At 61.6% G+C, this 13,015-nt stretch carries 10 protein-coding genes, 1 pseudogene and 1 riboswitch; of the genes and pseudogenes, 6 read left to right on the forward strand and 5 right to left on the reverse strand.

Annotated elements, in window-relative coordinates; translation table 11 throughout:
- Nucleotides 1-3: 3 nt before the first annotated feature.
- From C6W55_RS11180 to speE, 4 genes and pseudogenes are all read right to left on the reverse strand, one after another.
- Nucleotides 4-792, reverse strand: a complete 789-nt coding sequence (locus tag C6W55_RS11180; RefSeq protein ID WP_015256311.1) for an amino acid ABC transporter substrate-binding protein — start codon at nt 790-792, stop codon at nt 4-6.
- 162 nt (nt 793-954) lie between these two features.
- A pseudogene (locus C6W55_RS11185) lies at nt 955-1,305 on the reverse strand (PH domain-containing protein); the annotation flags it as partial.
- Nucleotides 1,306-1,538: 233 nt separating this feature from the next.
- Nucleotides 1,539-2,408: an agmatinase gene (gene speB, locus C6W55_RS11190; RefSeq protein ID WP_213484670.1), complete on the reverse strand. Its 870-nt coding sequence runs from the start codon at nt 2,406-2,408 to the stop codon at nt 1,539-1,541.
- Nucleotides 2,409-2,478: 70 nt separating this feature from the next.
- A complete protein-coding gene (gene speE, locus C6W55_RS11195; protein ID WP_213484669.1) occupies nt 2,479-3,309 on the reverse strand; it encodes a polyamine aminopropyltransferase in 831 nt (276 codons plus the stop codon).
- A 202-nt stretch (nt 3,310-3,511) separates the two neighbouring features.
- On the opposite strand from speE, the gene C6W55_RS11200 reads away from it, so the two are divergent.
- The 3 genes from C6W55_RS11200 to C6W55_RS11210 all read left to right on the forward strand — a co-directional run bounded on the left by C6W55_RS11200 (nt 3,512) and on the right by C6W55_RS11210 (nt 8,470).
- Entirely contained in the window at nt 3,512-5,623 is a 2,112-nt protein-coding gene (locus C6W55_RS11200) for a transglycosylase domain-containing protein (RefSeq protein WP_286892675.1), read from the forward strand.
- Nucleotides 5,624-5,637: 14 nt separating this feature from the next.
- A complete protein-coding gene (locus C6W55_RS11205) occupies nt 5,638-6,252 on the forward strand; it encodes a TetR/AcrR family transcriptional regulator (RefSeq protein WP_286892676.1) in 615 nt (204 codons plus the stop codon).
- Between the two features lie 133 nt (nt 6,253-6,385).
- Nucleotides 6,386-8,470: an MMPL family transporter gene (locus tag C6W55_RS11210; protein WP_286892677.1), complete on the forward strand. Its 2,085-nt coding sequence runs from the start codon at nt 6,386-6,388 to the stop codon at nt 8,468-8,470.
- Nucleotides 8,471-8,559: 89 nt separating this feature from the next.
- On the opposite strand, the gene C6W55_RS11215 is transcribed toward C6W55_RS11210, so the two are convergent.
- Complete coding sequence (locus C6W55_RS11215; protein WP_015256318.1) at nt 8,560-9,069, reverse strand: YwhD family protein; 510 nt, start codon at nt 9,067-9,069, stop codon at nt 8,560-8,562.
- Nucleotides 9,070-9,180: 111 nt separating this feature from the next.
- Here C6W55_RS11215 and C6W55_RS11220 point away from each other — a divergent pair, with 111 nt between their 5' ends.
- From C6W55_RS11220 to C6W55_RS11230, 3 genes are all read left to right on the forward strand, one after another.
- Nucleotides 9,181-11,199: a M1 family metallopeptidase gene (locus tag C6W55_RS11220; RefSeq protein WP_286892678.1), complete on the forward strand. Its 2,019-nt coding sequence runs from the start codon at nt 9,181-9,183 to the stop codon at nt 11,197-11,199.
- 16 nt (nt 11,200-11,215) lie between these two features.
- Nucleotides 11,216-12,040: a hypothetical protein gene (locus C6W55_RS11225; protein WP_213484666.1), complete on the forward strand. Its 825-nt coding sequence runs from the start codon at nt 11,216-11,218 to the stop codon at nt 12,038-12,040.
- Between the two features lie 227 nt (nt 12,041-12,267).
- A riboswitch (cyclic di-AMP (ydaO/yuaA leader) is annotated at nt 12,268-12,421 on the forward strand.
- Between the two features lie 6 nt (nt 12,422-12,427).
- Nucleotides 12,428-12,955 carry a C40 family peptidase gene (locus C6W55_RS11230; protein WP_286892679.1) on the forward strand — a complete coding sequence of 176 codons (528 nt, stop codon included), beginning with the start codon at nt 12,428-12,430 and terminating at the stop codon, nt 12,953-12,955.
- The last annotated feature ends 60 nt before the right edge of the window (nt 12,956-13,015 follow it).

A 13,015-nucleotide genomic window follows, 5' to 3' on the forward strand; every position in this document is an offset into this window, starting at 1 on the left:
AGATTACTCGCTCTTCGTCGTGACGTCCTCACCGTAGAAATACTTCTCGGAGAGCTTCTTCAGCGTGCCGTCCTCCCGAAGCTTCTCGATTTCGGCGTTGAACTGCTCGATCAGCTTCTGGTTCTTCTCGCTCTTCACGAACGGGAACGCGACATCCTCATAGTGGAACGGTTCGCCGACGAACTTGAGCGGCAGGTTGTTCTTGTTGATCTCGGCGATCAGATTCGCCTTGGATTGCACATAGCCGTCGACGCGCTTGTTCAGGACATCGTTCTGCGCGCCGTCGCGGTTCTCGTACGTCCGGACATTGATCTCGGGATCGTAGTTCTGCAGGTTCTTCACGTTCTGCGAACCGAGCACGCCGGCGACCGTCTTGCCCTTCAGGTCCTCCAGCGTGTTGATGTCCGTGTTGTCCACGTGTGTCACGATCGCCACGCCGGCGTACGAGTAAGGCACGGTGAAGTCAAACTTCTGCTTCCGCTCCTCCGTCACCGCCACGACGTTGGCGACCGTGTCGATCTTGCCGGTCTCGAGCTGGCCCATCAGGCCGGAGAAATCGGTGTTAACCCATTCTACCGTATAGCCGAGATTGGCGGCAATGGTTTCGAGGACTTCGACGTCAAAACCGACCAGCTTGTCCCCGTCCTTGTAGCTGTTCGGGAACGACTGGCCCGTCGAGCCCGCGCGGAGCACTTTCTTGTCGTCATCGCCGCCGGACTTGCCGGAAGAGCAGGCTGCAGCCAATACGCTGAACAGCAGCACGACGGCCAAAGTGAAGTACAGCTTTTTCATGGTGTGGTTACCCCTTTTGTTGAAAATTGTCGAATTTCCGACCGTATTAAGCTTACGATTTCCGATTGGTTTAGTCAAATTAAATTTTTCCCCGGAGATCAATTTTTTTTGATGAAAAAGACCCTGCCCGCGTCGCCGCGGCAGAGCCGGATGACTCCTGGTTCAACCGTTGATCCGTTGCTTGTTCTCGTAAGCCAGCGACACCAGCGCCACATAGAACGGCTGAATATTGAATTTTTTGCTGAACTCGAACCGGTAGCTTGCCGTCTGCAAGTTGTTCGCTTTGTAATACGGAGAGGTGATGTAATGGATCGTCAGCTCGCTGTCGTCGAACCCGGTGCCGGCCGTTTCCATCGTGACATCGTAGATCGAATCCAGGTCGATGGAGACGACGCGCGTCTTCTTCCCGGTCACGCCTTGATGGTCGAACAGGATGAGCCGCTTGTCCGTCAAGATGAACGTGTCGCGTACCAGCCGGAACCCGGTCTGGACGGTCTCCCCGGGCATCAGGTATGCGCCGTACTGCTGCTACAGTTCCCGGGGTGAAACCTCGGTATAGTTGCCGAACAACCCGCTGAACAGCGACACGGCGATCCCTCCTTATGATCTGTCCGCACCGCGAATAACATGTAATCGATTGTAGTTCAATATTCTATCACTTTTGCGTCAAATTGTGGAATGTTCAAACCCCGGAGGAATATCTTCCTCCGGGGCCCGCATGAGCCGATATCGATCTTCTGCCGTGCTTATTTCACGAAACCGAGCAGCATCTCCCGCACGATCTTCGAAGCGGCGATTTGCGTCTGCTCCGTCGGATCGTAGGCGGGCGCCACTTCCACCAGGTCGCAGCCGACGACCCGCGCGTCGGAGCGCGCGATCGCATGCACGGCATCCAGCAGCTCCTTCGACGTGATGCCGCCCGCTTCGGCCGTGCCGGTGCCGGGCGCGCAGGACGGATCGAGCACGTCGATGTCGATCGTCACGTACACGGGCCGGCCCGCCAGCTCGGGCAGCGCGCGCTTCAGCGGCTCCAGCACTTCGAACGGATGGAAGTTCACGTTCTCCCGTCCGTACGCCCACTCCTCGCGCGAGCCGGAGCGGATGCCGAACTGGTACACGTTCTTCCCGCCGATGAGCTCCGCCGTTTTACGGATCGGCGTCGAGTGTGACAGCGGCTCGCCTTCGTACTGCTCGCGCAGGTCCGCGTGCGCGTCGATATGGATGACCGCAAGATCCGGATACTTCGCGTACACTTCGCGGATGATCGGCCACGAGACGAGGTGCTCGCCGCCGAGGCCGACCGGCAGCTTGCCGTCCGCCAGCACGCCCCTCACGAATTCGCCGATCATCTCCAGGCTGCGCGCCGCGTTGCCGAACGGCAGCAGCAGATCCCCCGCGTCGAAATAGACGATGTCTTCGAGGCTGCGGTCCAGATACGGGCTGTACTCCTCCAGCCCGACCGACGCCTCGCGGATGCGCGGCGGGCCGAAGCGCGAGCCCGGACGGAACGAGACGGTGAAGTCCATCGGCATGCCATAGATGACCGCCTTCGCCGCCTCGTAATCTTCGGAGCTCAGAATGAACACGTTGCCGGAATATTTTTGATCCAGCTTCACACCGGTTTTCCCCTTTCCATCAAGAACGCCGCCCCGAAGCGGGACGGCCGTCCGAACGCTCGCATTTCGCTTATTTCACCAGATCCTCGACGAACTTCGGCAGCACGAACGCCGCCTTGTGCAGCCGGGGCGAGTAATATTTCGTATCGATCTCGGGTATCGCCGATTCGTCCACCTCAAGCGGGTCGTATTTCTTGCTGCCCAGCGTGAACGTCCACAGCCCGCTCGGATAGGTCGGCACGTTCGCCCAGTAGGTGCGCACGATCGGGAACACCGCCTTGACGTCGCGGTTCACGTTGCGGATGAGATCCGCCTTGAACCACGGATTGTCCGTCTGCGCGACGAACATGCCGTCTTCCTTCAGCGCGTCGTAGATGCCCTGGTAGAACCCGCGCGTGAAGAGCTGCACCGCCGGCCCGACCGGCTCGGTCGAATCGACCATGATGACGTCGTACGTGTTCTTGTGATCGTGGATGTGCATGAATCCGTCGTTCACGATCACCTCGACGCGGGGATCGTCCAGCCCGGACGCGATTTGCGGCAGGTAACGCTTCGAATACTCGATTACCTTGCCGTCAATGTCGACCAGAACGGCCCGCTTCACTTTCGGATGTTTCAGAATTTCGCGGATGACGCCGCCGTCGCCTCCGCCGACCACCAGCACATGCTCCGGATTCGGATGCGTGAACAGCGCCGGGTGCGCCACCATTTCGTGGTACACGAACTCGTCTTTGTCCGTGGTCATCACCATGCCGTCGAGGAGCAGCATCGTGCCCCATTCCTCGGTCTCCACCATGGCGAGATCCTGGAAGTCCGTCTGTTCGCGGACATACGTTTCCTTCAGCTTCATCGTGATGCCGTAATGGTCAGTCTGTTTCTCCGTAAACCATATCTCCGTCACGAGGACGATCCCTTCTTCCTGTAGGATTTCAACCTGTATTATAGAGTTTCAATGGGAAAAAGCAACATGCTCCCCGCCCCGCTTCAAAATGTTTTTTCTTCCGGGAATGCCGACCGCCTCCAAACCCGCATGAATAACGCCGTCTTTCGATTTCCATACTAAGGAACATGAAAGATTGCGAGCGGAAAGGACGGTGGCGAACATGGCGGATCAGTCGAACAACCGCCCGCAGACCGCGGAAGAGCGCGAGAAACAGAAGAAACGGCTGCTCCGGGCCGAGCGGCGCGTGATCCGGCGTGCCCGCCTCCGCGTCTGGGCCGCGGTCTTCGCCTTCCTCCTGCTGCTCGCCGCCGGCGGGCTGATCGCCGGCTGGATCTGGCTGAGCACGCAGTCGCTGCCCGCCGCGTTCATCAGCCAGACTTCGTATATCTACGACAGCCGGGGAGGCGTCATCGACACGCTTCACGCCGGCGGATACCGGCATTCCGTCGAACTGTCGGAAATTTCGCCGTACCTCGTGCAGGCGACGCTCGCCATCGAAGACCGCCGCTTCTTCGAGCACCACGGCATCGATCTGCGCGGACTTGCCCGCGCTGCCCTCGTCAACCTGCGCAGCCTGTCGGCGAAGCAGGGCGCGAGCACGCTGACGCAGCAGCTGGCGCGCAACCTCTGGCTGTCCCACGAGCGGACCTGGTCCCGGAAACTGCAGGAAGCCGTTTACGCGGCGCAGCTTGAAATGAAATACGACAAGACGGAAATTTTGACGATGTATCTGAACCAGATCTACTACGGCCACGGCGCCTACGGCGTCGAAGCCGCCGCGGAGCGCTACTTCGGCAAGCACGCTTCCGAACTGTCGCTCGCGGAGAGCGCCATGCTGGCCGGCGTGCCCAAGGGGCCGCGGTATTACTCGCCTTACCGGGACATGAAGAACGCGAAGGACCGGCAGCGCCTCGTGCTGAACGCCATGGTGGAACAGGGCGTCATCACGCGGGAGGAAGCCGACGCCGCGTTCCGCGAGCCGCTGAACTTCCGTCCGCTCGAATCGGATGCGGACGACGGATACGCGCCGTATTTCCGCGATTACGTCCGGATGGTCGCCGTCGAACAGCTCGGCATCGACGAGCGGCTGATTGCCGAAGGCGGCGTCCGCATCTACACGACGCTCGACCCCGACATCCAGACAGCCGCCGAAGAAGCGGTGAAGAACGGCATTCCGGCGGGCTCCGAACAGCAGGCGGCGCTCATCGCGATCGATCCGCGAAACGGCCATATCAAGGCGATGGTCGGCGGCCGCGACTACAACACGAACCAATACAACCGCGTCTTCGCGACGACGCGCCAGCCGGGGTCCTCCTTCAAGCCGTTCGTCTACCTGACGGCGCTCGAGAACGGCATGACCCCGGTCACCCGCTTCCGGAGCGAACCGACCGTCTTCACGTACGACGAAGGCCGCAAGACGTACGAGCCGCGCAACCATAACGATCATTATGTCATGGACGAGATCGACATGCGGACGGCGATCGCAAGTTCGGACAATATCTATGCCGTCCACACGATTATGGCGGTCGGGCCGGAGAACGTCGTGGCGACGGCCCGCCGCTTCGGCATCGACAGCCCGATGCAGCCGGTGCCTTCGCTGGCGCTCGGCACGTTCCCCGTCAGCCCGTTCGAGATGGCGTCCGCGTTCGGCGCGCTGGCCGCCGGCGGCGTCCGGCACGAGCCGGTCGCGATCCTACGGGTCGAGGATCGTGCGGGCCGCGTGCTGTATGAGGCGAAACCGTCGCCCAAGCAGGCGGCGTCGCCCGCGCATGCGTATGTCATGACGCGGCTGCTCGAGAGCGTGTTCGAGCCGGGCGGCACGGCGCACCGCGTGTCGGCCGCCATCAAGCGCCCGGTGGCCGGCAAGACCGGCACGACCGCCTACGACGCCTGGCTCGTCGGCTACACGCCGGAGCTGTCGGCCGCCGTCTGGGTCGGCTACGACAAGGCGCGCACGATCACGCAGGCCGAGGCGCATCGCGCGGCGCCGATCTTCGCCGACTTCATCGAGCGGGCGCTCGCCGGCGTGCCGCCGAAGATGTTCCCGATGCCGGACGGCGTCGTGACAGTGTACATCGATCCCGAAACCGGCAAACTCGCGGGCGAAGCGTGTCCGCATCGGCGGACGGAAACGTTCATTGCGGGTACCGAGCCGGTCGAGTATTGCGACGCGCATGACGAATCGGGCGGCGAGGAGCCGGACTCCCCCCGGGCGGACCAGGAAATCCGCCGCTCCTGGTGGGAAGATTTGAAGCGCTGGTGGCTCGGATAGCGAGAAGGAGGAATATGCGGGAGCTTGTCGAAGTAAACCTCTTCGATGAGGTGATTGAAATCGCAAGGGAACGCAAGTTTACGACCGACGACCTGTTCCGGGAGACCGGGCACGTGCTGCTTGCGCAGGGCTACGAAGGCTTCACCTTCAGTATCCTGGCCGAACGTCTGCAGATCTCAAGAGGCGCGCTGTACAAGTACTATGACAACAAGGACGAGCTCATCTCCGATTTCATGATCCACGAGATGAACCGTTTTCTGGCCGAGCTGCGGGAAATCGAAAACTATCCGGACTTCGAATCCCGGTTCCGGTATCTGCTTGATCTCATCTTCAAGCGGAGGACGATCCATCAGCTGATTAACAGCGTCCAGCAGATTCCGAGGTCCGCGAACGCGAAAGTGAAAGCGAACCTTGCGCGGCTGGACCAGCTCCACCTGGACATGTACGCGCGCCTCGGCTCGTTCATCGGGCAGGGACGGCGGGAAGGAAAACTGCGTTCCCATCTGCCCGACGGGCTGGTGCTCGGCTTTATTTTTCAGTCCATCATGATCCCCAATCATTCGGGCATTCCGTATGAGGAATGGGTGGCGGCCATCGAGGACATCATCCGGCACGGCATCATGGCCTGATTGACAGCGATGCTGCACAAGGCCATAATAAGAGAATGGCAAGCGAAGTTGCGCTTTGCATTCTTTTTTTGCCGAAAGTGACACAAGTGTCACTTTAAGCAAATCACGATTACGGAAACAGGAGGACCCGTACATGAAATCGTTGCTGCTTCGCATAACGGACTTCGTGTCCACGAAGAGGGGGATGCGGATTACGCTCGGCGTGTGGCTTGCCGTCACGCTGCTGCTCGGCGGGCTGGCGCCGAGCGCCAAGGAATACGAGGTGACGAGCATCGACTCGCTCCCGGAAGACGCGCAATCCGTCATCGCTCAGAACAAGCTGGACCAATACTTCGAATCGTCCGACGGGCTGCCCGCCATTCTGGTGTTCCATGCGAAAGAAGGCGAAGCCGACCTGGAGGCGCTGAAGCCGTTCTTCGAGCAGGCGCCGGAGACGGAAGGTCTGAAGTCGATCGTTCCGCTCCCGTCGCTCCCGCCGCAGGCCGTGCAATCCTTCCGGTCGGAGGACGGCAGCACCGTCATCGTTCCGATCATTTTCGAATCCTCGATGGAGACGAAGGAACTGCGCACCGCGCTGGAACATCTGGAAAGTCTGGCCGAGCCGGCTGCCGGCATGGAATTTTACGTCACCGGCCCCGCGGGCATTGCGGTGGACAGCCTCAATCTGTTCTCGCGCGCCGATGTCGTCTTGATCCTGTCCACCGTGGGACTCATTCTCGTCCTGCTGGTCGTCATTTACCGGTCGCCGCTGCTCGCCCTTATCCCGCTGCTGGCCTCCGCCTTCGTATATGAAGCGGTGAACCAGACATTGGGCCTGATGGGCGCCGCGGGCCTTGTCATGAGCAACCAGTCGCTGTCGATCATGACGATCCTGCTGTTCGCGGCGGTCACCGACTACTCGCTGTTCGTGTTCTCGCGCTATCGCGACGAGCTCAAGCATCATGAGAACAAGTACGAGGCGATGAAGCACGCCATGCGGGGAACCGGGGTGCCGGTATTCTTCGCGGGCGGCACCGTGCTCGCCGCAATGCTGATGCTGTTCTTCGCCGAATACGGCGACTATCGCAATTTCGCGCCGATCTTCGGCACGACGATGGCGATCATTATGATCGCGTCCGTAACGCTCGTGCCGGCGCTGTTCACGCTGTTCGGCCGCAAATCGTTCTGGCCGCTCATTCCGAAGGTCGGCGATCCGGACCATTCGGATTCCTCGCTGTGGAGCCGTGCGGGACGCCTGACGGCGAAGAAGCCGGCCGCCACCGCGATCGCCGCCGGCGTCCTGCTGATCGCGTCGGCGCTGGGCGTGCTGAACATCCGCTACGAATACGATCTGATGAAGTCGTTCCCGTCGGACATGCCTTCCCGCGCGGGGTATGAGATCGTGGCGGATAAATTCGAAAGCGGGCTCGTGGCGGAGACGACCGTCATCGTCGAAGCGGAGCAGCCGCTCACCGACGAACAGAAGGAGCGGTTCGCCGCCTCCCTCGAAGCGCAGCCGCTCGTCAGCCAGGTGCGCGAGAACGGCGCCGCGGAGGAGGGCCGCATCGCGCAGTTCAGCCTGACGTACGGCGAGAACCCGTACGCGGAAGAGACGATGGACGCGCTCGAAACCCTGATCGCGGACGCCGACCATCTGCTGGCGGAGAGCGGCATCGAAGGCAGCGCGTATTTCGCCGGAGAGACGGCCTCCAGCATCGACGACCGCGCCGTGAACCGCTCCGATATCGTCCGCATCGTCATCCTCGAGACGGCGCTCATCCTGGCGCTGCTCATCTACCTGACGCGCTCGGTGAAGATGCCGCTCTACATGATGGCGACGATCCTGATCTCGTACGTGTCCGCGCTCGGGCTCGGCCTGTTCCTGACCGACCTCTTGTTCGGCATCGACACGTACAGCACGCGGATCCCGGTGTACGCCTTCGTCTTCCTGGTGGCGCTCGGGATCGACTACAACATCATCCTCGTGTCGCGGTTCCAGGAGGAACGGCGGCGCCATCCGGTGCGGAAGGCGGTGGAAATCGCCGTTGCGAAGACCGGCGGCGTCATCTCCTCGGCCGGCCTCATTCTCGCGGCGACATTCGCCGTCCTGATGACGCAGCCGGTGCAGGTGCTGTCCGTCTTCGGCTTCATTACCGCCGTGGGCATTCTGCTCGACACGTTCCTCATCCGGGGATTCCTGCTGCCGTCACTGATCGTGCTGTTCGAGAAGGACAAATAAGAAGAGGCCGACCGGGAACTGTTGCCCCGGTCGGCCTCCTTTCAATATCGTGCAATAATGCACCCTGTCCGAAACGACACCGCTGCCAGTCACACATCCAGCGCCTGCTTGAGCTCCTCCGGCGAACGCTCCCACCATTCCGCGTTGTGGCGGATCAGCAGGTCTTTCAGCGCCTTTTTCTCCTCCGCCGACAATTCGTCCAGCATGAACCTGCGCTTGATCGCGTAATCCAGCCGGTTCACGTGGTCGGCGAGAATCTTCCACCCGCGCCGCGCTTCCGAATCGATCAGCATCTCGCAGGCGGTCGCGCCCGCGTAGTACGCTCCCTCACCGCTCCGGTCGACCGCGACCCAGACGACCCACACCTTCCGGCCGTTCGGCACATCTTCCTTGTTCGGGCTGAACTTGATGCCGCGTTCCACCCTGCTCTTCGCATGCATGGCGCCGATGTCGATATAGGCTTCGCCGCCGTCGATGATGACGGAGGACACATCGTTCAGATTGATGCTCCCCGCGCCGAATCCTTTATGCGTCTGCGTGCTGACGACATTGAACGCCAGCGTGCGCTTCTTCTGCGAACCGCTGTCTTGCTGTTCCACGAAAAATGTCCCCGCCTTCCTTGCTGGGTTTGTCAATCATTTTAGCTAATAATCCGCCCGTAGCCAACATATACATGCCGTAGATGCTTGTCAACGGGAGGTAATCGGTCCATGCAGCTCAACGCCCGCACCCGAATCGCCCTGATCGCGGCGGCTGCCGTGCTCGCGCTCGCTTTGTTCGGACAAGAGTTCCGCACCGCCTGGCTCTCCCAATATACGTACGCGTCGGCCATCTCATCCGGCGATCCCAAGACTGCGAAGCCGGCTCCCGGGGCAGCGGCCGCGCCGCCTTCGGCTTCCGCTCCGGAGACGGTGCAGAGACCGAAGCCGGCCGCGCTCGCGAGGCGCGTCGTCGAGTATCACATCGACGTCCGGCTGGACGCCGAGGCGAAGACGCTGCATGGCGAGCAGACCGTCACATGGACCAACCCCGGCGCGAAAACGGTATCCGAACTTTATTTTCACCTGTATCCGAACGCCTTCGAGAGCCCGCAGACCACGTTCATGCGCGAGTCCGGCGGCCGGCTCCGGAACGACCGGGCGGTGCCGGAGAGCGTCGGCGGCATCACGCTCCGCTCCATCATCGCCGAGGACGGCGAGAACCTGCTGCCCCGGCTGCAGTACGTCAGCCCGGACGACGGCAACCCGAACGACCGGACGCTGGCGAGACTGCGCCTTTCGCAGCCGGTGCCGCCCGGCGGCAGCGTGACGCTGCGCATGCAGTTCGACGTGAAGCTGCCGCGCGTGTTCGCCCGCATGGGCTATGCCGGTGATTTCGTCATGGCCGGCCAATGGTTTCCGAAGATCGCCGTCTACGAGACGAAGGGGACGCGCGGCCGGAAACAGGAAGGCTGGAACGCGCACCAGTATCACGGCAATTCCGAGTTCTACAGCGACTTCGGCATCTTCAGCGTCAAGATCCGCGTGCCGGAGAACTACAAGACGGCGGCCACCGGATTCCTCGCGGAAACGCCGAAGATCGAAAGCGGCATGAAAACGTACCATTACTACGCCGACGATGTGCACGATTTCGCCTGGGCGGCTTCGCCGGATTTCATTTACAGCGAGGAATCGTATTCCGCGAAAGGCATCCCCGGCGTACGGATCAAGCTGTACCTCGATCCGCTGCACGCCCATCTGCGGGAGCGCTACATGCACGCCGCCAAATCGTCCCTGGCGAAATACGCGGAATGGTACGGCGCCTATCCCTACTCCACCCTGTCCATCGTCGTGCCGCCGAAGGGCGCGGGCGGCGCGGGCGGCATGGAATATCCGACGCTGATCACCGCGGCGTCCGCCGAGGAAGAAAACCCGGGCTTCGAGCTGGAACGGACCGTCGTGCACGAGGTCGGCCACCAATACTGGTACGGCATGGTCGCCACGAACGAGTTCGAAGAAGCCTGGCTGGACGAAGGGTTCACCTCCTACGCCGAGGACAAGGTGATGGACGCCATCTACGGCATCTCGCCAAACTTGCCGGTCGAGGCGGTATACCTGACCGATCCGGCGCCGCTGGACCAGCTCTCCTGGAAATACCGCAGCCACGAGCATTACGCCGAGAACGTCTATCTCCGGGCGAAACTGGTGCTGCTCGGCATCGAACGGAGGGCGGGAGAACGGAAAATGCGCGCCATCATGCGGACGTATTTCCAGACCTACAAGTTCAAGCACCCGTCATCCCGCGACTTCCAGCGCATCGTCGAAAAAGTGACCGGCACCGACTGGGACGACTACTTCGGCGCGTTCGTGTACGGTGGAGAGGCGGCCGACGTGGCGATCGAATCGGTCCGGACTGCGCCTTCGGAATCGAACGGATCGCGGCAATATGAATCGGTCGTCACCCTGTCCCGCACCGGCGCCTATACCGGCCCCATCGCCGTCTTGCTGCAGTTCGCCGACGGGTCGGTCTCGACGCATGTCTGGGACAGCGACAGCGCCAGGACCGAGATCCGGGTCACCCGTCCGCATCCGGTCGTCTGGGCGGCGGCGGACCCGAACCGGACGAACCTGCTCGACAACCGGCTGTACAACAACTTCATGAAAGCCGAGCTGCCGCGGACGACACGGAATCGCTGGAATCTCGGCGCCGCGAAGCTGCTGGAAACGATCATCGCCCGGTTCGGATGGTAATGGGAGGAGGACCGCCATGAAAACCTATGTGATCAACGGATGGAACCGCACCGTGCGGCACGCCGGCATCATCGTCCTCCTGTTCGTCTATCAGTTTCTGTGGGGATTCTTCCTCTACCGGGCGATCGACGGCGTGCTGGTCCCGCTCCTGAAGCGGTACCCGGATCCATTGGCCGCCAAGGGGGCCGTGGAGCTCTTCCTTGTCGAAGCGCAGTTCCGGATCATGAAGACCGATCTGCTCGTTCCCTACGGCCTGGCGCTGGCCGGTCTGCTCGCCGTCCGCATGCTGCTCACGCCGTTCATCAACGCCGGACTGTTCCACTCGCTGCAGCATGCGACGAAGGAGCGCGGCACCACGTTTTTCGCCGGCATCCGGGCCGCCTGGAAGCGCATCGCCCTCATCTACGCCGCCGAACTCGCCCTGATCCTCGCGCCGCTCGCCTGGCTGCTGCCGCTTGCGCGCCGCGCGTTCTTCGACAGCGCCGGATGGGGCGACCTGCTGTGGGCGGTGCTGCCCGCCGCGGCCGCCTGGCTGGGGTGGTGCCTGCTCATCCGCCTGGTCTCGCTCGGCATGCAGTTCGGAGCGGCGGCGGGTGACGGGATGCTGCCGTCGCTGTCCGTCACGATCCGCAGCCTGCCGATGGCCGCCGCCGCGGCGCTCACGGTATGGGCGATCGGCGCCGCGACCGGTCTCGTCTCCACCGCCGTGTCGATGATCTGGGCCGGGCTGTTCGCGCTCATTCTGCACCAGGCCCAGCAATTTTTCCGCACCTGGTTCAAAGTATGGACCTTCGCCGCGCAATATGAAGCGTGGCAATCGAAACGGCAGCCGGCCGCTTGACTGCCGGTCCGGCCCCGCAGCGGCCCGCCGCAAACCGAAGCCGACATATCCGGACACTAGCCCGGACATGTCGGCTTTTTCTTTTTCCATTCACCTTTTCATGAGAAAAATTCGCCTTTTTATGTGGGGGGGTTGGTGTTTTATGAGAGAATTTTCGTGTTTTTATGAGAGGATTCTCATTTTAATTTGGAAGGATTTCACGAGCGGAAAGCGAATTCGTAGGACCGTTGTGAAAAATGCCGAATTCCCGTCGAACGGGAAGCGGGGGAACCAATCCGGGTGAACGGACTCTGCGCTGCCGGGCGGCATGCGCCGGAAGAGTCCCAGGGAGCCTTCGACCGAACCCCACAGCTAACCTCGCAGGCATCGGAAGGAGTTCTCGCATACGTGAAACGACTGGCGGTATCCGTCACGGCGCTGCTTGCCATTGTATTTGCTTTCACGACGGCTGGCGCCTCTGCCGGATCGAAGATGGACGCAGTAATCGATGAATTGCTCGGCACTCCGTACAAGTACGGCGGCACCACGACCAAAGGATTTGATTGTTCCGGTTTTACCGCTTATGTATTTGCGAAGTTCGGCATCGAACTGCCGCACAACTCCGCTTCCATGGCGAAGAAAGGCGTGGAAGTGGCGAAAGAGGATCTCCGCGAAGGCGACCTCGTCTTCTTCAACACGAGCGGCAACGGCATCTCCCACGTCGGCATCTATGTCGGCGACGGCAAGTTCGCCCACGCCTCCACGTCGAAAGGCGTCGTTATTACCGCGCTGTCGGACAAGTATTACGCGAAGCGGTATGTCACCGCGCGCCGCATCCTGAGCGACAGCGCCTACGAGAAGATCGCCGTCGAGCAGCCGGCTGTGCAGGAGCAAGCAGAGAAAGCCGCAGGCGCGGCTGAAGGTACGGAAGCTTAACCGTAAACCGGGCGGAACGGTCCGGCAAGCATCAGAACCCGCAGGGTCTCCCCGAGAGCC

Source organism: Thermobacillus sp. (assembly GCF_003390775.1).
GTDB lineage: Bacteria > Bacillota > Bacilli > Paenibacillales > Paenibacillaceae > Thermobacillus > Thermobacillus xylanilyticus.

Bases quoted from the DNA above. Each gene is read 5' to 3' on its own strand.
- C6W55_RS11200 (WP_286892675.1), top strand. From the start codon at position 3,512: ATGGCGGATCAGTCGAACAACCGCCCGCAGACCGCGGAAGAGCGCGAG.
- C6W55_RS11205 (WP_286892676.1), top strand. From the start codon at position 5,638: ATGCGGGAGCTTGTCGAAGTAAACCTCTTCGATGAGGTGATTGAAATC.
- C6W55_RS11220 (WP_286892678.1), top strand. From the start codon at position 9,181: ATGCAGCTCAACGCCCGCACCCGAATCGCCCTGATCGCGGCGGCTGCC.
- C6W55_RS11180 (WP_015256311.1), bottom strand. From the start codon at position 792: ATGAAAAAGCTGTACTTCACTTTGGCCGTCGTGCTGCTGTTCAGCGTA.
- C6W55_RS11225 (WP_213484666.1), top strand. From the start codon at position 11,216: ATGAAAACCTATGTGATCAACGGATGGAACCGCACCGTGCGGCACGCC.
- C6W55_RS11210 (WP_286892677.1), top strand. From the start codon at position 6,386: ATGAAATCGTTGCTGCTTCGCATAACGGACTTCGTGTCCACGAAGAGG.